The sequence below is a fragment of the Maribacter sp. 2-571 genome (genome assembly GCF_050589625.1).
GTDB lineage: Bacteria > Bacteroidota > Bacteroidia > Flavobacteriales > Flavobacteriaceae > Pelagihabitans.
This window is the reverse complement of the sequence record NZ_JBNGOP010000031.1, coordinates 22,687-43,474: the sequence shown is the minus strand read 5'-3', so window position 1 is coordinate 43,474 and position 20,788 is coordinate 22,687. Positions and strand designations below refer to the sequence as shown.

The window sequence follows — 20,788 nt, the reverse complement described above, 5'->3', positions numbered from 1 at the left end:
ACCATGGCACGCTTCAAATTTCGCATCCTACCATCACCACGTTCGTTATCCGTAATGGCATTTTTCCCCATCCTATTTTTTTCGGGCTGCAAGGCCCAAGAGAACCGTATTGTTGCCGAAACGACAACACTCCAATTGGTGTCGGATGCCTATGAATTTACGGAAGGACCGGCCGTAGACGGTAATGGCGATGTGTATTTTACCGATCAACCCAACGACCGGATCTTAAAGTGGGAGGCGAAGACCAATACGGTTTCGGAGTGGCTTTCCCCGTCGGGGCGTTCGAACGGATTGTACATGGATCAAAATGGAAATCTATTGGCCTGCGCCGATGAAAAAAACGAACTTTGGCAAATCGCCCCAGATCGATCGGTTACCGTTCTAATAGACAATTACCAGGGTAACACGCTTGGCGGACCAAATGATTTATGGATCGCTCCCGATGGGAATATTTATTTTACCGATCCCCTATACGAAAGGCCTTGGTGGAACCACAGTGCCCCCCAAATTTCCGAACGGCGGGTCTATTTTTATAATAGTACTACCAAAACGTTACAAATTGCAGCGGAAGGCGGCTATCAACAGCCCAATGGCATTATCGGATCGCCAGATGGAAAAACCCTGTACATCGCCGATAACGATGCCAAAAAAACCTACGCTTTTACTATAAACGGGGACGGTTCAATTACCGACAGGGTACTTTTTGCCGAGATGGGATCGGACGGAATGACCATTGACCAAAATGGAAACATTTACCTGACCGGGGATGGCGTTACCGTTTTTGATTCCGATGGAAAAAAATTGCGACACATTCCCGTTCCTGAAAAATGGACGGCAAACGTCACCTTCGGTGGAGCGGATAGAAAAACACTGTTCATTACCGCCATGGATTCCGTATACACCTTAGAAATGTTGGTGGCAGGTGCCTATTAATGAGATGTAGCGGGTCAAGGGAATGCCAAGGTATCGACGCCTGTAAAAAAAATTGGTAAAAAAAAGGGACCATGGTGTGCCATGGTCCCTCTTACTTTTTTTTGTGAGCTACTACTAGCTCAACTCATGTGCTACCAAATAGTAGAACGCGGGACGGCTCTTCATCCGAATACCCGACATTTTCTCCGCAACCGCATGTATCGCGGCCATGGCTTTGTCCTTATCGCTAACACCCAGTTTTTTCTCGACAAAGTTTCTACGAACGGTCTCCAATTCGGATTCGTCCTTACCGGAAACCAGCGTGGCATCTTTGTTATCTACCATCGATTTTAGGCTGTTTACATACCCGCTCAACTGCTCGTCATCGATGTTGGAAACACCACATTCGTTCAATTGTTTTACCGCAGTCGCTTTTAAGGCCGCTAATTTGTCATCTCTTTCACTCATTGTATTCTTGTTTAGGGTTACTAGATAGTTGTGTTGAATTGTTATTTTTCTACTGGTTAAGTTAAAAAAAAACTATCGAAAAAAATGGAAAAATGTTTTAGAAATTCAATTTCCCCCTGTTTATAGCTGGATTCTTTCTCAAAATCACCGAAAGATTCCAAAAAAACTAAGAATTCCCAAAAACCGCAATGGATGACATCGTTTCGAAATATAGGTACCCGTTTGTAAAAGGTTCAACAAAAGTATGCTCCCATGACCATGATCTGCCCAAGTGGTTTTAAAGATTGCATTTCCCGATCTCGATTGTTGTCCGGTGCGTAAAAAACCAAAAGATAGTACCCAAGGGGAATCGGTCGCACCGATAAATTATTTATCTTCCTACCCTTAATGGTAACTAATGCCTATGAGCGCCTATCTTTTCGAATATATTGGAACCGCCATGCTGCTCCTGCTAGGAAACGGAATCGTTGCGAATGTATTATTAAAAGGTACCAAAGGAAACAATGCCGGTTGGATCAGTATTACCATAGGCTGGGGAATGGCCGTATTCGTAGGTGTATTCATTTCGGCCGACGCCAGTGGAGGACATTTGAACCCAGCGGTCACCCTCGCGTTCGCGAGTGCCGGAAAGTTTGCCTGGACCCTTGTCCCGGGTTATATCCTAGCGCAATTTTTGGGTGCGATGACCGGTACCACCCTGGTTTGGCTTTTATATAAGCAACACTACGACATTACAGAGGATAAAAATGCTATAATGATGTCATTTGCGAACGTTCCCGCCATTCGCCATTCGTTCTGGAACTTTTTGAGCGAAGTCATCGCTACATTTGCCTTTGTATTGGCCATTTTCCATATTGCCGGCGGAAGCGTATCCGACGCACCCATCTCGCTGGGATCCCTTGATGCCTTGCCAGCAGGCCTATTGGTACTGGCCATAGGCATCAGTCTTGGCGGACCTACCGGCTATGCCATAAACCCCGCAAGAGACCTTGGGCCCCGGATCATCCATGCGCTATTGCCCATTAAGAACAAGGGACATAGCCATTGGTATTATGCCTGGATTCCCGTGGTTGCCCCGAGTATCGGTGGAGTATTGGCAGCAATCGTATATTTGTATTTGCCTACTGGACCTTAAAACAAAAACAAAATGAAAAAATATCTGTTGACCTGTATATTAATCGGCATGGTTACCTTCGGTAAAGCGCAAGAAATTATTGAAGTTCCGCACGAGAAGGCAAGCGAAGTCGTTTGGGAACAGCCCGAAAAAGAATATTTTTCCGAAATATGGCAAACGCAAGTAGTTACCAATATCGCCACCCCAACCATGGAAGTCTTTCGACCCGAAACCCCGAACGGCACCGCTGTGATCATAGCACCAGGAGGAGGGCTTTATGCCCTTAGTATTGAAAGCGAGGGCAAGAACGTTGCCAAATGGTTGAACGAAAAAGGAATTACCGCTTTTGTCTTAAAATATCGATTGGTGCCTACGGGTACCGACGGGGTAAAGGACATCAGCGAAGATGGTGCTACAGATCCTTCAAAAATATTGAAGAAAGTAGCGCCCGTTATGCCCTACTCCATCGCCGATGGGCTTGCCGCCGTACGATACGTAAGGGAAAAAGCCGATACCTTTTCCATAGACCCCAAAAAAATAGGATTTATGGGATTTTCCGCAGGAGGTGCTGTAACCATGGGCGTTACCTATAGCTGCAAAAGCGAGGACCGACCTGATTTCATCGTTCCCGTATATACGTGGACCTATGCCATGCCCGTAAAAGAAGTACCTGCCGATGCGCCCCCTATGTTGGTGGTCTGCGCAAGTAACGACCCCTTGGGCCTTGCCCCTGGCAGCACCGAGCTCTATGCTTCTTGGCTGAAAGCAGGTAAAACAGTAGGGTTGCATATGTATGCCAAGGGTGGACATGGTTTTGGGATGAAAAAACAAGGACTCCCCTCGGACAGTTGGATTTCCCGATTTTATGACTGGGCGGTATCCGAAGGCATTACCAATACCTCAAAATAAAAAGTATCGCATGTTTAACAACCACAAACAACACAAAGGTCGTAACAACGTATCCAAAACAGTTTTTTTCGTTTTTTTACCGCTGCTATTCCTTTTGACCGGACACTATGCCCAGGCACAGGACAACCCATTTATGGATGAAGTGACCGCTTTACAAAAACGTTACGATACGCTTTGGGACGTTTCCAAGGAAACCATCGTTTTTACCGGAAGCTCCAGTATAAGAATGTGGAAAGACCTTTCAACACGATTTCCGGGAATGCAACTGGTAAATACCGGTTTTGGAGGCTCCCAAGCATCGGATCTTTTGCTTTATACCGATGCGCTTATCTTAAATTTTGCTCCTAAAAAAGTCTTTATCTATGAAGGGGACAATGATATTGCAGCGCAAAAAAAACCAAAAGAAATCATAGCGACTACCCAGCAGATCATGGACAAAATTTGGAAGGTACGGCCCGATACGGAAATCGTATTGATTTCCGCGAAACCAAGCATAAGCCGCTGGGAGTTGAAGCGACAATACAAACGGCTAAACCGCAAATTCAAGAAATTGAGCAAAAAAGCACCACAAGTGAGCTTTGTAGATGTTTGGAAACCAATGCTGAAGGGCAACAAACTAAAACAGGACCTTTTTGTGAAAGATGGGCTGCACATGAACAAAAAGGGATACGACATTTGGCAATCGGCCGTTGCCCCCTTTTTGAACTGAACATATCGGATGGGCGCCCAGTGACCAACGGTACAAACAACTAGGATTATGATAAAGCTACCAATAACGCGTTTTCTTCTTTTTTTTGTTGCTATAGGCATCCTGGTTTCCTGTGGGGAAGAAAAAAAGAAGCGCCAACTCTCCTTACCCAAAACCGATTTAAAGGCGGTAAGCATCATTCCGCTGCCCCAAAAGGTAATCGCTACGGAAACGGGATTTGCATTGGATAAGTTTTCTGCCATATTTACGACCGAAACGGCGAACGGTTTTGCTGAAGTAGGTGCTTTTTTATCGGAAAAAATACAAGGAAAGACCAATTTGGACATTGCGGTAAATTCCGGACAAAACGATAGTCTGGAAGGGATTATCTACATCAATCGGTCGGACAGTCTGGAACTCAAAACACCAGAATCATATCAACTGTATATCCGTAGCGATTCCATCATCATCAATTCCAATTCCGCCGCGGGCGCTTTTCGTGCCGTACAGACCTTAAGGCAGCTTATTCCCGAAACGGCGAACGATACCCTGGCCGATTATCCCATTTGGGCGATTCCAACGGGTAAAATTGTCGACGCCCCTTCGTTAGCCTACCGCGGGGCCATGTTGGATGTCGCCCGCCATTTTTTCAGTGTTGCCGATGTAAAAAAGTTTATCGATGTTCTTGCCTATTACAAGTACAACGGGCTTCACCTCCATTTATCGGACGATCAGGGTTGGCGCATAGAAATTAAATCGTGGCCAAAACTCACCGAAATTGGTGCCAGTACCGAAGTAGGCGGGGAATCTGGAGGGTTTTATACCCAGGAGGACTTTAAGGAAATCGTGGCCTATGCAGAAAAACACCATATGATGATCATCCCGGAAATCGATATGCCCGGGCACACCAATGCCGCATCGGTCTCCTACCCCATTTTAAACGGTAATGGCAAAACCTTAAAGCCATATGAGGGTACCCGGGTCGGTTTTAGCACTTTCGACACTAGAAAGGATACCGTATATGCGTTCATTGACGATGTGGTGCGTGAAATTGCCGAAATATCACCAAGTCCATATTTCCATATCGGTGGCGATGAAAGCCATGTGACCAAAAAGAAAGACTACATCCATTTTGTGGAAAAGGTTGAAAAAATAGTCCAAAAACATGGAAAACGAATGATCGGTTGGGACGAAATCGGCACCGCCGATGTTGATAGCAGTTCTATTTCACAGTTCTGGTCGAGTACCGAAAACGCCAAACTGGCCGTTGCAAAAGGAATGCAAATCATTATGTCACCCGCCAAAAAGGCCTATTTGGATATGCAGTACGATTCCCTTTCGAAACACGGTCTGCACTGGGCCGCATTTATACCGGTAGATACCGCCTACAACTGGTCGCCAAAAGCCTATGAAGGAATCCCCGAGAAAAATATTCTTGGTTTGGAAGCCCCATTGTGGTCGGAAACCATCAGTACCATTTCCGAGCTCGAATACTTGGCTTTCCCAAGGGCTATCGGATATGCGGAACTGGGGTGGACCTCAAAAAAACTCCGCAACTGGGACACTTATAAAAAACGCTTAGCGGATCAGGAATACTATCTTAAACGGATGAACGTGAACTATTACAAATCTGCATTGGTTCCTTGGGAAAGTCAATGATAGCATGTTTGTGTAAAACATTTTAATGAAGTTTATAACCACAGTTGCGTTTATATTTGTTATAACCTGTTCATCATTTTCTCAATATTCCAAAGCGTACGAAATTTTGACTGAAAAGTTAACTGCAACAGATACCTTGAATTTTGAAGAACGATACAAAAACGGAGCGATAAAGGAGAAGGGAACCATTCTAACCTATAAAGCTGGAGACCATTCAGCGGACTATTATTTTGGAGATTACTATCAGTATTTTAGGAATGGGAAAGTAAAGATGAAAGCCGAATTTGACCGATTTGGAAATTTGTTATCCCAAAAATGCTATTTAAACTTTAGTGGACTTTATAGCGAATCAACGACTTTGGAAATTGATTTAGAAACTACGGATTTAGAAGAATTGCTTCGTGTCGATCAAAAAACCAAAGTTATCAGTCATGTCAAATTCTATAACTACTCAGTGAAATTGGATAGTCTGTATCTAAAAAAAGAAGGAAAAATGATAGGGAATAAAAAAATAGGAAGCTGGAAAATCTATTCTAGAACTGGCAAATTAATTGACGAAAAGCTTTATTAAAAAGTGTCTTAACTTTAACTCTATAGACAATTGGGACCTCAGTCTTAATCAAAAGGTTTGGGTAATCCTATAACAATATACCAGAAAAATAACTATCACAATGATCGAAACCTTATTGGACCATATCAAAAATCGTGAAGAACAACAGGCGATCGCCCTAGTAAAAAATAACCCTACCCTTTTGGATGCGACCGATACGAACGGTAGTTCGGGACTCATGCTATTGGCGTACGCCGGCTTCACAGAAGCGTTCGACCAAGCCATCGAACTAAAAAAAACGTTCGAGTTTCACGAGGCCATTGTTTGCGGCAAGCAACAATTGGTCCGGGAACAACTTATGCAACCCTCAAAAGGATTGGTCAACACCTATTCCCCGGATGGGTTTACCCCCCTTTCCCTGGCCGCTTTCTTTAATAGGACCGAAATTGCCAAACTGTTATTGGACCATGGGGCCGATCCCAACTTGGCCGCCACCAATCCTTCCAAGGTAAACGCCTTACATTCAGCGGTCGCCAAGGAAAATTATGAACTGGTAAAATTGCTTATCGAAAAGGGTGCGGCATTAGATGCGGTACAAACACAAAAGGTAACCGCACTACATTCCGCCGTACATCGGGGAAATTTACAATTGACACAACTTTTGGTCGAAAATGGTGCTACCGTTTCCGTACAAATGGAAAACGGCGACACTCCTATTGCAATAGCGCAACGGGAAGGCAACAAAGAAATAGCGACGTTTTTAAAGGCAAAACAACCATGATACCAATTTGCAGAACAATACCGCCCGGAGAATGAAATAGTATGGAATACTTTGCGGAAAAAACATACCGGTCAAAAGACTTTCAAAAAGATAAGATTCCTTTTGGGGAATATGAGGCCTGCAGCTTTCACAACTGTAATTTTTCGGAAACTAGCCTAAAGGAATTCCGTTTTATCTCCTGCACGTTCGATGAATGTAACCTCAGCAATACCACGCTGCACAAAACTTCTTTTCAAGAAGTTGTTTTTCGGCACTGTAAAATGCTAGGGCTCCGTTTTGATCATTGCGATCCCTTTGGGCTGTCCTTTCAATTTTTGGACTGTACCTTGAACTACGCTTCGTTCTATCAAACAAAAATAGGTGGCACACTTTTCAAAAACACACCCCTGCTGCAAACAGATTTCACCGAATGTAATGCGGAGGGCGCTACTTTTGAACAATGCGATCTGGATGGAGCCGTTTTTGAACATGCCGACCTCCGGAAAGCCGATTTTACCTCGTCCATCAATTTTAGCATCGACCCCGAAAACAATAAAATTGAACAAGCGAAATTTTCCCATAAATCCCTGTCGGGGCTATTGCAAAAATACCGGCTACATATTATATAGGACCAGACCCATCGAAGGCTCCACGATCAGATCTTCATTTTTCTCAAAAGTGTACTCCAACGAAACGGTAACAAAACTTTTTTAACGCGACTCCCCATTGGATATCGTTCTTTTTTTCAAAAAAAACGTATATTTCTCGGTCGCTGCCCCAAAACCGATGGAAGAATTTTATAGTATAGCGGATACCTACAAGCCCTTACAGCCTTCTGTTAAAGGACATGCCGATGGAATGGTATACCAGGAAATACGCCCAGTGGGTGAAATAAGGAAATATGTGTATTGCATTTGGCAATTGCGCACTCGAAGCCGCTTGTCCGAACCCTATACCTATAGGGTAGTATCGGACGGCTGTATCGATATTTTTTTCGATCACCGGCATTCTACTGACAGTTTCATCATGGGTTTTTGCAGAAAATATGTTGCGTTTTCCATCGGTAACGATTTTGATTATATCGGAATTCGATTTCTACCAGGGGCCTTCCCGGGACTGTTCTCCCTAAACGCTAAAAAATTGAGCAACCGATCGGTAAAACTTGACAGTTTGCTCCCGGACCTTTCCCAATGGATCGCGACGCATATGTCTATTGGGAAAAGTTTTAAGGTATCGGCTGAAATCCTAGAAGAATGGTTGTCCCAAAAAATAATGCAACAAAAGCCCTCCTTTGATAACAGGTTTTTAAAGGCGGTCATCATCATTTTTGAAAAACGGGGGTATTTGGATGTAGCGACCGATTTGGATATTGGACTTAGTCCAAGACAGCTGCGACGGGTTTTCAATTACTATATCGGCACAACACCAAAAGCCTTTAGCAATGTCGTACGCTTTCAAGAAGTATTGTATGCAAAACCATCGCGCCAAAGTTTACGGAAACAAAAATTTTACTATGACCTAGGTTTCTTTGATCAGGCCCACTTTATAAAAAACTTCAAAACATTTTATGGTATAACACCATCCGAGGCATTCGGGTAACAATGTCCGTTTTTTACAATGAAGCCGATACCGGTTACCATAAGTTTGTAACAACAAAAACAAGCATTATGAAACGTATGTTAATCGGTATTTGTGTTTTGACCGCCACCCTGGGACTTGCACAAAGCACTACCTCAAAATCCCTTTCTATGAAACTAAATGCAGGAATCATTACGGACAAATTGAACGAGACAAAAGCTTTTTACACTGAAGTATTGAACTTTGGAATCACTTTCGAGAACGATTTTTACCTGTTATTGCACACTCCCGGCGGAGGCGAAGAAATAGGGTTTTTACTTCCCGATCACCCCACGCAACGGCCGTTATTTCAATCTGCCTTCAACGGAAAAGGGGTTTACCTGACCATTGAAGTACCCAATGTTGATGTGCATTATGAAAATCTAAAGAAAAAAGGAGTACCCATTGTCGTGGAACTGCGTAACGAACCCTGGGGAGACCGGCATTTCGCAATAAAAGATCCGAACGGAATCGGAATCGATATCGTTACCTATACCGCTCCCGAGGAGTAATACCATTCCAAAGTTAAAAACGGAATAAGATCGAAAAATGGAACGGTCCACTTATTCAAGCGGACCGTTTTGGTTTTTCCATACCACAATACCTGCCCGATACCCCCTTACCATACTTGCGAAAACAACTCCTTCAATTCGCTCAACATCATTGCCGTAGCTCCCCAAACGGTATGCCCATTAAGTCGAAACGCGGGTACCGATACATTTTTGGCATAAGAGGTATTCAAACGCTGGTCGAACACATTGGCATCGTCCAGCAAATCGCGCAACCGTACTTCTACCAGTGCGGCCACCTCGCTCTCCTGCGCTACAAAAGAAAGTGGAACCTCGCTAAATCCCAAAAAGGGCTGTACCTCAAAATTACTGGGCGGGATATATACTTTGCTCAACGGTTTTATCACTTGAATCGCTTTTGGGGACACCCCTACCTCTTCTTTGGTTTCCCTTAAGGCGGTCTCTAAAAGGTCGGCATCCGAAAGCTCGGCCTTTCCCCCCGGCAATGCTACTTGGTTGCTGTGGACCCCTTCGTAGGTTTTCCTGAGGATAAGCAAAAAGTGCGTTTCCTTCCCCTTTCCGGAATAAAATAGGGCCATTACCGCCGCTTTTCTAGAATTTTGCCGATCCGTAATAAAAGTATCCAACTCTTTTTGCCTAAAGGCGGGCATCATTTTATAATGGGAAGCTTCACCGGGTAGCGGTAGTTTTTTTATTTTTGACACTTCACGTGTAAATACCTGAAAATCCATTTATGACATTGTTTAAATTCCTTTGTTCCTTGGTTGCCCGGGCCTGTTGTACAAGTATACTGTTATTTTTTGTAGCCGCCTGTAAGGACGCGCCCGAAAAAAAGTTGCCTTCGGCACCACCGAACACTACGGCTACCGATACGGTATCGGAACCTGAGCCGATCGAAACGGAAGAACCCTTTAAGCTCACCGAAGAAAATGCCATCGATTTTTTCTTTGACTATCAAAAGGACCTCGTTGAAAACAAGGTCAAAATTACTACCAATTTAGGAACCTTTACCGTGCAATTGTTCGATGACGTTCCCTACCATAAAGCCAATTTCATTTATTTGGTACGACAGGGATATTTTAACGAAACGCAGTTCCATAGGGTAGTAAAGAACTTTATCATACAGGGCGGCAACTCCGATGATCTGGCCACGGCGAACAAGCGCAAGGCGATCGGTCGGTACCTTTTGCCCCCGGATACCCGCAAAGGCCACAAACATCACCGTGGCACCCTTTCGATCCCCAGTAGCGAAATAAACAACCCGCACATGTTGGCCTCCCCCTACGAATTTTTTATCGTGGTAAAAGACCCGGGATCGTACCATTTGGATGGGGATTACACCCCTTTCGGAAAGGTCATTTCCGGTATGGATGTTGTCGATAAAATAAACGGCCGGCCGGTAGGCAAGGGAGATTGGCCTTCCCAAAACATTTACATACAAAAAATGGAGGTCTTGCCCTAGGTAGTGTCATGCCGTTAATCAGGCTTTGTCCCTATAATCGAAGCTTATCAATTTTAGGCTCATTGAAGACTTCCAACGGGCCAAAACAGGTTTTAAGCCGTTTTTCTATAAATAGTGGGCAAAGAAAGTCCATACCGAACCGCAAGTAAACGGATTATAATGATGAGAACGATACTGCCCAAGTATGCATATGCCGTATCAATGGGCAAACGAACGATCATAAAGTAAAAGAAGCCGCCTACGATACATGCGGTGGCATAAATCTCTTTCCGAAATATCACGGGAATTTCGTTACATAAAATATCGCGGATCACGCCTCCAAAACTTGCCGTTATCGTACCCAGGGCAACGCACATCATGGGTTGTAGCTCGGCAGACAGCCCTTTTTCTATACCTACCATGGTATACAACCCGATACCGATGGTATCGAACAGAAAAAGTGAGGTACGCAAATACTTTAGCGCATTAAAAAACAGGATGGAAAAGACCACTGCCCCTAAAATCGTAAAAATATAGACCGGTTGCCGCAACCAATTTACGGGGGTGGCGCCTATCAACATATCGCGGAGCGTTCCACCGCCCACTGCAGTTACAAAGGCTACTATGAAGACCCCAAAGAGGTCCAGTTTTTTTTCCATGGCCACCACCACTCCGGAAATGGCAAAAGCAACGGTTCCCAGAATATCCATGGCAAAATAAAGCATCTCGGTCGTTTTAGAAGTTGTCGGGGCGCAGCGGCGCCATAACCTTATAGTTACAATTGCTGGGTGTAAAAGTTATAGTCCTTGATCACTACGTCTACCAGATCGATCGGTTTTAGATCGGTAACGATTTGTGCCACCTCTTTTATACGATCGCTCAATGAAATGATCACTTGGTGGTTGCCGTTTCGTTTTGCATTATCGTACAACTCCTTTATCGTCTGCATCTCCGCATCCTTAAAAACGGTCACTTGGGGAAATTTTGGGCGGTAGTCTTCCGGGAGTTCCCGCAAAAGGGTATCCTGTAGCGTAACCCGTTGCTTTTCACTGATTACGGTCGTTCCCGCCGCTAGATCACCGATGCGCTGGCCTTTTCCACGCACCAAAATGGTGAGTACCGCCAATCCTCCCGAAGTCAGGGAAACATCGACAATACGTAGGATCCATCGCACAAAATAACTGGCAAAACCGGGCCGCGAACCATCGAGTTTTACGACCCTGATATTCATCAAACTCTTCCCGATCGTTTTTCCGTTCATAAAGGTTTCCAACAAAAGATAGTACAACAGGGCAGGTAGGTTGAGTATCAAATAAAAAGCCCATTGGTCTCCGGCATCGACCCCCATGGAAATCAATAACAGTACCGACAATATCAGGTATACCAATATGATAAAACTATCGATGATATACGCTAACATACGGTCTCCCAAGTGCGCAGTGTTTTGACCAATGCTTATATTTTGGGCCGTTTCTATTTGAAATTGTTCCATAGTTTTGTTTCTTTGGTATAAACCAAAAACCTGATGCGCGAGGCTTCCTTCGTCAAGCAAAATAAAGACAAATGGACCACATTTGAAAGTGCGCTCTCCAACAGAACGAATATAGCTCCCGATGTATTGTCCGACCTTTATATTGAAATTACCGACCATTTAAGCTACGCCAAAACGTTTTATCCGAAGAGCAACACGGAAATGTACCTTAACGGGCTAGCGGCCAAGGCCCACCAAAAGATTTACAGGACCAAAAAAGAATCCAAGAACAGGATCATCGGTTTTTGGAAAACCGAATTCCCGACCATGTTCTACCACCATCAAAGGGAACTTTTGATCGCATTCCTCATTTTTGCCTTTTTTACCGCGGTGGGTGTATTTTCTGCCGCCAATGAAGGTAATTTTGTGCGTTCCATATTGGGCGATGGATATGTGAACATGACCTTGGAAAACATTGCGAACGACGACCCCATGGCCGTTTACAAACAAATGGGCGAATTCAACATGGCGTTGGGCATCACCATCAACAACATTATTGTGGCCCTGGTCACCTTTGCACTTGGTATTCTTTTGGGTATCGGAACCATTTATAAAATTTTACAGACCGGCCTTATGCTGGGCAGTTTTCAATATTTTTTTTATGAAAAAGGACTGTTTTGGGAATCGGCACGAACGATATGGATACACGGCACCATAGAAATATCGGTGATCATCGTTGCTGGTTGCGCCGGTTTGGTCCTGGCCAATGGTATGCTTTTCCCAGGCACCTACTCCCGGCTCGATTCCTTTCAAAGGGGCGTCCGCAACGGCCTTAAGATCATGTTGAGTACGGTCCCTTTTTTCATCGTTGCGGGGTTTTTGGAAGGTTTTGTTACCCGCCATACCGAAATGCCCGATTGGTTGGCCATTTTTATCATATCCGCCTCTTTGGCATTGATCGTTTACTACTACATTATTTACCCTAGACAACTTTATAAAAAAACCGACCATGATCGAAAACCCATACATCGAATTTAAAAAACAGCGCGAATTGGGCGACGTGCTATCCGATACCTTCGCCTTTATGCGAAGCCAATTTAAAACGTTCTTCCCCGTTTTTTTTAAGATAGTAGGTCCCTATCTATTGCTTATGGTGATCGCACTGGTCTTTTACCTGTACTATGTGGGCGACCAGTTTAATTTTATGATACAGAACCAAAACTTCGAGGGAATGGATATGTTGACCATATTCGGATTGGCCTCCTTCTATTTTGTGACCTTGTTGCTTGTTTACGCCCTATCGCAATCCACCGTGTTGCACTATGTAAAATCCTATACCGCCGGTAAGGGTGAAATTGATTTTCAAGCGATCCGCAGCGATGTTTACGCCTCGTTGCCCTCCTTTGTCGGGCTTATCTTTTTAGTTGCCATTTCCTTGATCGTGGGTCTTGTTATCTGTTGTTTTCCCATGATTTATTTATGGGTACCCCTATCCTTGGCCTTTGGTATTATGGTTTTTGAAAAAAAAGGGGCCATTACCGCTTATGGCGATAGCTTTCGCCTGGTAAAGGACGAATGGTGGATCACTTTTGCCACCATGGTAGTGGTCACTATTATAGTGGCGATCGCGGGCTATGCCTTTGCCTTGCCGACCACCATGTACAACTACGCCAAAATGGGTATTTTAAGCGGGGAAGTGGATGCGGAGAGCATGATGGAAATTTTTAAGGATCCTATTTATATTCTATTGAACGTCGTTAGCAGCATTGCACAGTTTATGCTCAACATCATTACCCTTGTAGCAGGTGCTTTTATTTACTTTAACCTGAATGAAAAGAAGAATTTTACAGGTACCAACGAACGCATTCAAAACCTGGGACAACGGCCCGAATAACAACGAATGACCAAAAACCTGTTTCTTCTCTTTCTTTTGATGGCCTCCCTACATCGTATGTGTGGGCAAGATAGTATTTCCCCTCCCTACGATAAAGGTCCATTGGAAAAACGCGAAATCAGCGATGCCCAAATGGAACGTTATGCGAACGATGCCGACTTTGATTATACAGAGACCAAAAATGAGAACAACGCATGGAACAGGTTTACCGCTTGGCTAGGGAATCTTTTTTTAAAACTGTTCGAATGGATATTCGGGGCAGAAAAGGCAGTAGGGATGCTCGCCGGTTTTTTACGCATTGTTCCCTATCTGTTATTGGGCGTGCTATTGTTCATACTGATCAAGTTTTTTCTTAAGGTAAACGCCAATGCCATGAAGCGTTCCGAACATGGAACGGACAATGTAATACTTTCCGAGGAAGAACGGATTTTAAAAAACGAGGATATCTGGGCACTGGTACAAAAGGCACTTGCTGCGGCCGACTATCGTTTGGCCATACGGTACTACTACTTACTCATTTTGCAAAAAATGAGTTCCAAGGAACTGATCGATTGGCAGCCGCAGAAAACGAACGACGATTATTTAAGGGAACTAAAAGCCGATCGGCACCAAAAACCCTTCCGGACCATAACCCGTTTGTACGATTATATTTGGTACGGGAGTTTTTCGTTAAACGAGGAAAAATACCGCAAGGCGGAAAAAGCCTTTAGCACCTTACACAAAAACTTGAACGACAATGCTTAAAAAAGGGTGGGTCTATATCGGTATCGGACTTTTTACCATAGCCTTGTTGCTTGTGCTTCAGTACAACCGGCCGAAACGGTTGAACTGGTTTCCCTCCTATGTCGCCGAACACAGAATACCATATGGTTGTAAAGTTTTCACCGATGTGGTCGACGATTTTTTTCCGGACAACCAGCAAATCGATATTCCACCCTACGAGCGACTTACCCAGGACCAAGAGCATGCGGGCACCTATTTTTTTGCGAACGACTATGTTTCCTTCGAGGATGCGGAGCGGGAAGCCCTACTCGATTGGACCGCAAAGGGAAATACGCTTTTCGTTGCCTCGGGCAGTTTTGAGCAAGCCCTTATGGACACGCTTGGCATTACGACCAAAAACTTGTACAACAACCTGAACGACACCCTTGGTTTTGAGCACCGTTTGGTACACCCAAAACTAAGCCCCGACATGGGCTATGTGTACACCAAAGATGATTTTGTCACCTATTTTGACGAAATGGATGCGAAAACCACCACTATTTTAGGAACGGTCGACGACCGTTCAGATCCATCGGACGAAACCTATGCCAATGTCATACGCCTCAAATATAAGGGAGGTACCGTTATCCTAAGCACCTTCCCAAAAGCGGTCACCAATTATTTTATGCTGTCCAACGAAAACTACCGTTATACCGAGGGGCTACTTTCCTATATCGATACCGAAGGCGACCTTTTGATGGACGCCTATCATAAAAACGGGAAGGCCTTCTACACTTCCCCGATGTATATCTTCCTAAACGAACCATCCTTAAAATGGGCCTATTATCTATGCTTGATCGGATCCATTAGCTACATTTTATTCGAAGGCAAACGCAAACAACGCGCCATTCCCGTAGTCCTTCCGCTTAAAAACCAAACGTTGGCCTTTACCCGTACCATTGCCGACATGTATTATGAAAAAGGGGAACACAAGCAAATTGCGAAACATAAAATCGCTTACTTTTTGGAGTATATACGTACCCGGTTTTATATGAACACCCACGACCGGGAAGCCACGTTTTATGATAATCTGGCCGCAAGAAGTGCACATGATTCGAAGGAGATAAAGGAACTGTTTTCCCTTTTTGACCAAATTGAACGACAGTCCGCGATAACCGCAGACGAACTGAAAAAAGTAAACACCGCCATAGAAGAATTTAAAAAAAGAGCCCATGGAAGAAACTGATAACAACCAAAACGAATCGCAACAGGAAGCCGGAGACAACACTACCGGGCAGGATGTACCACAGCCCGAAACTTCAAACGACATGGATTTTCAAAACCGTATTCCGTTGGAAGAACTGAAGCGTACCACGTTAGCCATAAAAAAAGAGTTGGCAAAGGTAATCGTAGGTCAGGAACGTTTTATAGAATTGCTGATCGTGTCGCTATTGGTAGATGGCCATGTGCTGATCGAGGGGGTTCCGGGGATAGCGAAGACCATCACCGCCAAATTGTTCGCCAAAACCTTAAAAACGGGGTTTAGCCGCATTCAATTTACGCCCGACCTAATGCCCAGTGATATTTTGGGCACTTCCATTTTTAACGTGAAAATTTCGGAGTTCGAGTTTAAAAAAGGCCCTATATTTTCCAACATCGTGCTTATCGACGAAATTAACCGTGCCCCGGCCAAAACGCAGGCGGCCATGTTCGAGACCATGGAAGAACGGCAGGTTACCATGGACGGTACCACCTACCCCATGGGCAGTCCCTTTATGGTTTTGGCTACTCAAAACCCCATAGAGCAAGAAGGTACTTACGCCCTTCCCGAAGCGCAATTGGACCGGTTCCTCTTCAAAATAAAGGTCGCGTATCCTTCCCTGGAAGAGGAAGTAAAAATTATACAGACCCACCACGATAGAAAGGGACAAAAAGTACAGGAAGAGGTAAAAGATGTTGTTTCTCCCGAACAGCTAAAAGACTTTAGATCCAAGATCCAACATGTTGTGGTAGCCGAAAAAATAGTGCGTTATATCGCCGAAATCATCAACAAAACCAGAAACCACCCCCATTTGTATTTAGGGGCATCACCAAGGGCATCCATAGCCACCTTAAACGCCGCCAAAGCCTTTGCCGCAATAAGCGGGAGGGATTTTGTAACGCCCGAAGACGTAAAAAAGGCAATGGTTCCGGTTTTAAACCATAGGATCATCCTTACCCCGGAAAGGGAAATGGAAGGGACCACTCCCGAAAACGTCGTTCAAATGATTACGGAGTCCGTAGAAATCCCAAGATAGCCCATGTCGTTTTTAAAATCGTTCTACTTTCATAACGTTTTCTTTAGATACATTGCCCTGCTGTCGGCAAGTTTTATCCTTTCTTATTGGATTCCCGCCATCTATCCCATTGCCTGGTTATTGATTACGGTGTTGGGGGGAGCGTTCTTGTTCGATTGCTATTTGCTTTACAATGGCAAAGGCGTTCTGGCAAACCGGCAGGCACCCCAAAAATTATCGAACAGCGATTTTAATGCCATTTACCTGCACTACGAGACCTTTTACGGCTTTAAGACCTATGTTACCCTTATCGACGAGCTTCCGGTTCAATTTCAAAAGCGCGACTTTACCCATAGCAGCACCTTGGTAAAAGGACAAAAGAAAACCTTTGAGTACACGGTGCGTCCCACCGAAAGGGGCGAATATGTTTTTGGTAATTTGATCGTGTACGCTTCCAGCCCTTTAAGGATCGTAAAACGTCGTTTTATTTTCCAAAAAAATCAGATGGTACCGGTTTATCCCAGTATCGTTCAAATGCAGCAATACGATTTTTTGGCCATTAGCAATAAGTTGTCCCACTTGGGCTTAAAAAAGATTCGGCGCATCGGGCATACCCAGGAATTTGAACAGATAAAGGAATACGTCCCCGGAGACGATTTTCGAACCATTAACTGGAAAGCGACCGCCAAGCAGCAGGCGTTAATGGTCAATCAATACCAAGATGAACGTTCCCAGCCGATATATAGCATTATCGACAGCGGTAGGGTAATGAAAATGCCCTTTAACGGTTTAAAACTTTTGGACTATGCCATTAATGCAACACTCGCCTTTTCGAACGTTGCCCTAAAACGCAACGATAAAACCGGCCTCATCGCTTTTTCAAAACATTTGGAAACCGTTGTTCCCGCCGCGCAAAAAATCACCCACCTCAACACCATACTTGAAAAGTTATATAACATCGACACCAATTTTAGCGACTCCGATTTTGGAATGTTATACGCCCACATTAAACGTAAAGTCACCCACCGCAGCCTGCTGCTCCTGTACACCAACTTTGAGCACATGTCCGCGTTGAAACGCCAACTTCCTTTTCTATTGGGCTTGGCCAAACAACATGTTTTGGTCGTTATCTTCTTTGAAAACACCGAATTGGAGCAATTGATTGCCGAGGATGCAGAAAATATGCAGGCCATCTACCATAAAACCATTGCCGAAAAATTTGATCTTGAAAAGCGGTTGATGCAAAAAGAACTACAAAAGCACGGTATTCAAACCGTTTTGACCAAGCCTGAGGCACTGACCATAAATACCATTAACAAATATCTCGAAATTAAAGCGAGAGGACTGCTCTAACGATACTGTTTTATCCCCCTCCCTTTTCGTTGTTCCGACAAAAAAATTAGGTTAAAAATGACGGTGAATTTGTTTTTTACACTATAAAAATTAGGTTTTTTCTTAATAACAAAAAAGTTTTGTAAAGCCATTCCCGTGAAGGGTTAAACAAACCTGAACGGTCTTTTTTGGGAAATACTACTTCTGATGTAATTATTCCGATTGTTAATAACTTTTTGTCACAAACACCGCCGACGCTACACCCTATATTTACGTAAGCTCATCGATGAATTACATCAAAAAATCGATAAACACTAGGTTGGTAGCGCAACAAAAACGAATTGAAAAAAGAACAGATATTGTATCTTGTAACCTCCCCCAAAAACATCGAAACTGTAATTCTATTGTATTAACCTACTTAAAAAACGCTTACTAGGTATGCGAGCATTTTTGCGATCAAGACGAAGGGGCCAGGAAAAAATCACGCATACAAGATTGCGCAAATCCGCAACTAAAATGGCATATCGGCTTACACGTTTTAAAGACAACCATTTTCGTTCCGACCACCTAACGGAAGGTACTTCCTGTACCATCGATTTTAGAAGAAAAGCGCTTGTTATAAAGGGTGATTTTCCGCATTTGGGGAATATTATAAAATTGTACGCCGAGGAAATTGAATCGATTACCTTGATCCGCGGAAAACAAGTGATCAACACTTTTCGAATGTCCCCGGTACACTTGCTTACCAAAATAGGCGTTTCCGACCGTTTGACAAGACATTTTGTGCTCTCTCCGGACGAATTTGTTACGAAAGAGACAAAAATAATCGTCAAAACCAAATCCGGTCTGGTAGAAATTTCATGTAATGGACATCTATTCAATCGGGTACAGCGTGCTTTAAAGGCCGCGCAATTCGGTGCTAAACTCGATGTCGTTAAAGAGCCGATCTACAAAACGGTAGATAACAATCCTGAAATTTATATTTAACGTTAAACTAGCGGCAAGTACCTTCAGCGCTGCAGGATAACGCACCGCTTTTTATCGCCACTACATCCGTACTTCTCCCAAAGTTTACCACTCAAGTGGCGCACCCTTATATCTGTTAAGGCAACACCGCCTTCATCTCAGATGTTTTATGTAACCAAAAGCAGGTATCATGTTCAGAATGGTGGTAACGCTTATACGAAAAAGTGATTCCCAACGTTTGTTATCTGGTTCAATCAAGTGTTCATCGGATGTTGATCAGAAATAAGGAAAATCGTTATCAAATCTTATTGAAGGGCTTAAGGTTCTTGAACATTGCCTATAGCGTCATCTGCTCTTTTAACTTTATGATGATACTTTTGTACCACACTACGGTAAAGCAGCAGTTAAAACTGGCGGCGACATATGTTTTTTGCTACACCGTGCTTTGGATTTTTATACCTGCACTACTTACAAGTACGGCCATTGGTCTATGGCTAAGGAGAAAAGAAGTTCACGGAAAACCTTTTTTCGAGAACCACCTAAAGTTCGTTTTCATGGCAGTACTCACCTTTGTGGCATTGAATGCCCATAATTTCATTTTATCATTACTGCAGTAGGAACGGATGGTCGGTTAACCGTCGTTTGTACCGGAACCCATTCGAATTTTTGCAAATCCGCTCGAATACTGTTCAAATGTATGGGCTTTCAACCCCAAGGCATTTACTTTTCCCATTCCGTCAACGTCCAGTCGCGCATTCTCCGCAGCTCCGGATAGCTTCATATCGCACATTCCCTCCAAGCGAACGTCAAGTTCGGATACTACCAGGTCCAAATCGCCTTTTACCATACCATCGCCATGGATCTGCAGGCGTGTAGCGGTAATGGTCTCGGAAGCGGTCACACTCACCATTCCGTTCATTTCCAATCGATCTAACCGGTCGTAGTCCAAGTACACCGTTACTTTTGGGTCATGTTGTTTTCGATGTTTTTTGGTGTACGTCATCGTCAGCGTATTTCCACGGACCTCGGTAGTGAAATCCTTTAGATCAAATCGGTTTTTCATGCTGATGGTCATCGAATTGGAATCACTTTTCACCAGATGCAATGCCACCCTTCCCTTTATGACTACATTGGTAAAAGGCTCCAGTGTTCTTGTTTCTTTTTGTTGGGCCTGAATGCCAAAAGTTAAAAATGTCAATGCGATTACCGCTAGCCGATTTAATTTCATGATTGTTCGTTTTTTGATTGATGCTATAAAGACTATCCCTAAACTGAAATGTTACACTATCGTCCAAAAAAATATCGGCGCCACTATCAAGTTACTGCCCCATTACCATAGCGTCCGATTTACAAGTGTATGACCAGCTTCTGGAAGGGCGTTCTTCTATTTTCGAAAACCCCGTTTTGTACCATTTTAACTTTGAAATGGTATTGGTCATGCGGACCAGTTTCGTTTTACCCTGATATCGGGGTTTCCTATCTTTGTGTAATGGACCATA

General features: G+C 43.9%; 24 protein-coding genes. 19 read left to right on the top strand and 5 right to left on the bottom strand.

All coding sequences use genetic code 11. The features are described 5' to 3' along the window. Positions 1 to 3 precede the first annotated feature (3 nt). On the top strand, positions 4 to 933 hold the full coding sequence (locus ACRD7P_RS18045; protein WP_430909094.1) for an SMP-30/gluconolactonase/LRE family protein: 930 nt from the start codon (positions 4 to 6) through the stop codon (positions 931 to 933). Positions 934 to 1,047: 114 nt separating this feature from the next. Here ACRD7P_RS18045 and ACRD7P_RS18040 read toward each other — a convergent pair whose 3' ends face one another. Beyond that, a complete protein-coding gene (locus ACRD7P_RS18040; RefSeq protein ID WP_430909093.1) occupies positions 1,048 to 1,380 on the bottom strand; it encodes a DUF2853 family protein in 333 nt (110 codons plus the stop codon). 403 nt (positions 1,381 to 1,783) lie between these two features. Here ACRD7P_RS18040 and ACRD7P_RS18035 point away from each other — a divergent pair, with 403 nt between their 5' ends. The 9 genes from ACRD7P_RS18035 to ACRD7P_RS17995 all read left to right on the top strand — a co-directional run bounded on the left by ACRD7P_RS18035 (position 1,784) and on the right by ACRD7P_RS17995 (position 9,189). After that, on the top strand, positions 1,784 to 2,515 hold the full coding sequence (locus ACRD7P_RS18035; protein ID WP_430909092.1) for an MIP/aquaporin family protein: 732 nt from the start codon (positions 1,784 to 1,786) through the stop codon (positions 2,513 to 2,515). Between the two features lie 12 nt (positions 2,516 to 2,527). Continuing rightward, on the top strand, positions 2,528 to 3,403 hold the full coding sequence (locus ACRD7P_RS18030; protein ID WP_430909091.1) for an alpha/beta hydrolase: 876 nt from the start codon (positions 2,528 to 2,530) through the stop codon (positions 3,401 to 3,403). Between the two features lie 10 nt (positions 3,404 to 3,413). Next, positions 3,414 to 4,112, top strand: a complete 699-nt coding sequence (locus ACRD7P_RS18025) for an SGNH/GDSL hydrolase family protein (RefSeq protein WP_430909090.1) — start codon at positions 3,414 to 3,416, stop codon at positions 4,110 to 4,112. A 48-nt stretch (positions 4,113 to 4,160) separates the two neighbouring features. Further along, entirely contained in the window at positions 4,161 to 5,750 is a 1,590-nt protein-coding gene (locus tag ACRD7P_RS18020; protein ID WP_430909089.1) for a family 20 glycosylhydrolase, read from the top strand. A gap of 25 nt (positions 5,751 to 5,775) precedes the next feature. Further along, positions 5,776 to 6,321 carry a hypothetical protein gene (locus ACRD7P_RS18015; RefSeq protein ID WP_430909088.1) on the top strand — a complete coding sequence of 182 codons (546 nt, stop codon included), beginning with the start codon at positions 5,776 to 5,778 and terminating at the stop codon, positions 6,319 to 6,321. A 100-nt stretch (positions 6,322 to 6,421) separates the two neighbouring features. Then, on the top strand, positions 6,422 to 7,081 hold the full coding sequence (locus tag ACRD7P_RS18010; RefSeq protein WP_430909087.1) for an ankyrin repeat domain-containing protein: 660 nt from the start codon (positions 6,422 to 6,424) through the stop codon (positions 7,079 to 7,081). A gap of 41 nt (positions 7,082 to 7,122) precedes the next feature. Continuing rightward, complete coding sequence (locus ACRD7P_RS18005; protein WP_430909086.1) at positions 7,123 to 7,689, top strand: pentapeptide repeat-containing protein; 567 nt, start codon at positions 7,123 to 7,125, stop codon at positions 7,687 to 7,689. Positions 7,690 to 7,846: 157 nt separating this feature from the next. After that, positions 7,847 to 8,659 (top strand): AraC family transcriptional regulator, encoded by an 813-nt coding sequence (locus tag ACRD7P_RS18000; RefSeq protein WP_430909085.1) that lies wholly within the window; start codon positions 7,847 to 7,849, stop codon positions 8,657 to 8,659. A gap of 149 nt (positions 8,660 to 8,808) precedes the next feature. After that, positions 8,809 to 9,189, top strand: a complete 381-nt coding sequence (locus ACRD7P_RS17995; RefSeq protein ID WP_430909115.1) for a VOC family protein — start codon at positions 8,809 to 8,811, stop codon at positions 9,187 to 9,189. 107 nt (positions 9,190 to 9,296) lie between these two features. On the opposite strand, the gene ACRD7P_RS17990 is transcribed toward ACRD7P_RS17995, so the two are convergent. After that, positions 9,297 to 9,938 (bottom strand): NUDIX hydrolase, encoded by a 642-nt coding sequence (locus tag ACRD7P_RS17990; RefSeq protein ID WP_430909084.1) that lies wholly within the window; start codon positions 9,936 to 9,938, stop codon positions 9,297 to 9,299. Between the two features lie 2 nt (positions 9,939 to 9,940). Here ACRD7P_RS17990 and ACRD7P_RS17985 point away from each other — a divergent pair, with 2 nt between their 5' ends. Continuing rightward, entirely contained in the window at positions 9,941 to 10,669 is a 729-nt protein-coding gene (locus tag ACRD7P_RS17985; RefSeq protein WP_430909083.1) for a peptidylprolyl isomerase, read from the top strand. A 92-nt stretch (positions 10,670 to 10,761) separates the two neighbouring features. On the opposite strand, the gene ACRD7P_RS17980 is transcribed toward ACRD7P_RS17985, so the two are convergent. Together ACRD7P_RS17980 and ACRD7P_RS17975 are read right to left on the bottom strand one after the other, a co-directional pair. Continuing rightward, a complete protein-coding gene (locus ACRD7P_RS17980; RefSeq protein ID WP_430909082.1) occupies positions 10,762 to 11,373 on the bottom strand; it encodes a trimeric intracellular cation channel family protein in 612 nt (203 codons plus the stop codon). A 50-nt stretch (positions 11,374 to 11,423) separates the two neighbouring features. Then, a complete protein-coding gene (locus ACRD7P_RS17975) occupies positions 11,424 to 12,140 on the bottom strand; it encodes an RDD family protein (RefSeq protein WP_430909081.1) in 717 nt (238 codons plus the stop codon). A 33-nt stretch (positions 12,141 to 12,173) separates the two neighbouring features. Between ACRD7P_RS17975 and ACRD7P_RS17970 the strand changes: the two genes are divergently transcribed. From ACRD7P_RS17970 to ACRD7P_RS17935, 8 genes are all read left to right on the top strand, one after another. Continuing rightward, positions 12,174 to 13,157: a stage II sporulation protein M gene (locus ACRD7P_RS17970; RefSeq protein WP_430909080.1), complete on the top strand. Its 984-nt coding sequence runs from the start codon at positions 12,174 to 12,176 to the stop codon at positions 13,155 to 13,157. After that, positions 13,129 to 14,013 (top strand): hypothetical protein, encoded by an 885-nt coding sequence (locus tag ACRD7P_RS17965; protein ID WP_430909079.1) that lies wholly within the window; start codon positions 13,129 to 13,131, stop codon positions 14,011 to 14,013. The genes ACRD7P_RS17970 and ACRD7P_RS17965 overlap by 29 nt, the downstream gene beginning before the upstream one ends. A gap of 6 nt (positions 14,014 to 14,019) precedes the next feature. Further along, on the top strand, positions 14,020 to 14,757 hold the full coding sequence (locus ACRD7P_RS17960; protein WP_430909078.1) for a DUF4129 domain-containing protein: 738 nt from the start codon (positions 14,020 to 14,022) through the stop codon (positions 14,755 to 14,757). After that, on the top strand, positions 14,750 to 15,961 hold the full coding sequence (locus ACRD7P_RS17955; RefSeq protein ID WP_430909077.1) for a DUF4350 domain-containing protein: 1,212 nt from the start codon (positions 14,750 to 14,752) through the stop codon (positions 15,959 to 15,961). Before ACRD7P_RS17960 ends, ACRD7P_RS17955 begins: the two co-directional genes overlap by 8 nt. 82 nt (positions 15,962 to 16,043) lie before the next feature. Further along, on the top strand, positions 16,044 to 17,012 hold the full coding sequence (locus ACRD7P_RS17950) for an AAA family ATPase (protein WP_430909114.1): 969 nt from the start codon (positions 16,044 to 16,046) through the stop codon (positions 17,010 to 17,012). Positions 17,013 to 17,015: 3 nt separating this feature from the next. Then, positions 17,016 to 18,344, top strand: a complete 1,329-nt coding sequence (locus tag ACRD7P_RS17945; protein WP_430909075.1) for a DUF58 domain-containing protein — start codon at positions 17,016 to 17,018, stop codon at positions 18,342 to 18,344. 495 nt (positions 18,345 to 18,839) lie between these two features. After that, positions 18,840 to 19,310, top strand: a complete 471-nt coding sequence (locus tag ACRD7P_RS17940; RefSeq protein ID WP_430909073.1) for a hypothetical protein — start codon at positions 18,840 to 18,842, stop codon at positions 19,308 to 19,310. A gap of 287 nt (positions 19,311 to 19,597) precedes the next feature. Next, positions 19,598 to 19,906, top strand: a complete 309-nt coding sequence (locus ACRD7P_RS17935) for a hypothetical protein (protein ID WP_430909072.1) — start codon at positions 19,598 to 19,600, stop codon at positions 19,904 to 19,906. A 14-nt stretch (positions 19,907 to 19,920) separates the two neighbouring features. Here the strand turns inward: ACRD7P_RS17935 and ACRD7P_RS17930 are convergent, their stop codons facing one another. Further along, complete coding sequence (locus ACRD7P_RS17930; RefSeq protein WP_430909071.1) at positions 19,921 to 20,517, bottom strand: GIN domain-containing protein; 597 nt, start codon at positions 20,515 to 20,517, stop codon at positions 19,921 to 19,923. Positions 20,518 to 20,788: the final 271 nt, after the last annotated feature.

Bases quoted from the DNA above. Each gene is read 5' to 3' on its own strand.
- ACRD7P_RS18020 (WP_430909089.1), top strand. From the start codon at position 4,161: ATGATAAAGCTACCAATAACGCGTTTTCTTCTTTTTTTTGTTGCTATA.
- ACRD7P_RS17940 (WP_430909073.1), top strand. From the start codon at position 18,840: ATGGCATATCGGCTTACACGTTTTAAAGACAACCATTTTCGTTCCGAC.
- ACRD7P_RS17980 (WP_430909082.1), bottom strand. From the start codon at position 11,373: ATGCTTTATTTTGCCATGGATATTCTGGGAACCGTTGCTTTTGCCATT.
- ACRD7P_RS18025 (WP_430909090.1), top strand. From the start codon at position 3,414: ATGTTTAACAACCACAAACAACACAAAGGTCGTAACAACGTATCCAAA.
- ACRD7P_RS17955 (WP_430909077.1), top strand. From the start codon at position 14,750: ATGCTTAAAAAAGGGTGGGTCTATATCGGTATCGGACTTTTTACCATA.
- ACRD7P_RS18040 (WP_430909093.1), bottom strand. From the start codon at position 1,380: ATGAGTGAAAGAGATGACAAATTAGCGGCCTTAAAAGCGACTGCGGTA.
- ACRD7P_RS18045 (WP_430909094.1), top strand. From the start codon at position 4: ATGGCACGCTTCAAATTTCGCATCCTACCATCACCACGTTCGTTATCC.
- ACRD7P_RS18030 (WP_430909091.1), top strand. From the start codon at position 2,528: ATGAAAAAATATCTGTTGACCTGTATATTAATCGGCATGGTTACCTTC.
- ACRD7P_RS18015 (WP_430909088.1), top strand. From the start codon at position 5,776: ATGAAGTTTATAACCACAGTTGCGTTTATATTTGTTATAACCTGTTCA.
- ACRD7P_RS18010 (WP_430909087.1), top strand. From the start codon at position 6,422: ATGATCGAAACCTTATTGGACCATATCAAAAATCGTGAAGAACAACAG.
- ACRD7P_RS17945 (WP_430909075.1), top strand. From the start codon at position 17,016: ATGTCGTTTTTAAAATCGTTCTACTTTCATAACGTTTTCTTTAGATAC.
- ACRD7P_RS17965 (WP_430909079.1), top strand. From the start codon at position 13,129: ATGATCGAAAACCCATACATCGAATTTAAAAAACAGCGCGAATTGGGC.
- ACRD7P_RS17930 (WP_430909071.1), bottom strand. From the start codon at position 20,517: ATGAAATTAAATCGGCTAGCGGTAATCGCATTGACATTTTTAACTTTT.
- ACRD7P_RS18000 (WP_430909085.1), top strand. From the start codon at position 7,847: ATGGAAGAATTTTATAGTATAGCGGATACCTACAAGCCCTTACAGCCT.
- ACRD7P_RS17970 (WP_430909080.1), top strand. From the start codon at position 12,174: ATGCGCGAGGCTTCCTTCGTCAAGCAAAATAAAGACAAATGGACCACA.
- ACRD7P_RS17950 (WP_430909114.1), top strand. From the start codon at position 16,044: ATGGATTTTCAAAACCGTATTCCGTTGGAAGAACTGAAGCGTACCACG.
- ACRD7P_RS18035 (WP_430909092.1), top strand. From the start codon at position 1,784: ATGAGCGCCTATCTTTTCGAATATATTGGAACCGCCATGCTGCTCCTG.
- ACRD7P_RS17975 (WP_430909081.1), bottom strand. From the start codon at position 12,140: ATGGAACAATTTCAAATAGAAACGGCCCAAAATATAAGCATTGGTCAA.
- ACRD7P_RS17995 (WP_430909115.1), top strand. From the start codon at position 8,809: ATGAAACTAAATGCAGGAATCATTACGGACAAATTGAACGAGACAAAA.
- ACRD7P_RS18005 (WP_430909086.1), top strand. From the start codon at position 7,123: ATGGAATACTTTGCGGAAAAAACATACCGGTCAAAAGACTTTCAAAAA.
- ACRD7P_RS17990 (WP_430909084.1), bottom strand. From the start codon at position 9,938: ATGGATTTTCAGGTATTTACACGTGAAGTGTCAAAAATAAAAAAACTA.
- ACRD7P_RS17960 (WP_430909078.1), top strand. From the start codon at position 14,020: ATGACCAAAAACCTGTTTCTTCTCTTTCTTTTGATGGCCTCCCTACAT.
- ACRD7P_RS17985 (WP_430909083.1), top strand. From the start codon at position 9,941: ATGACATTGTTTAAATTCCTTTGTTCCTTGGTTGCCCGGGCCTGTTGT.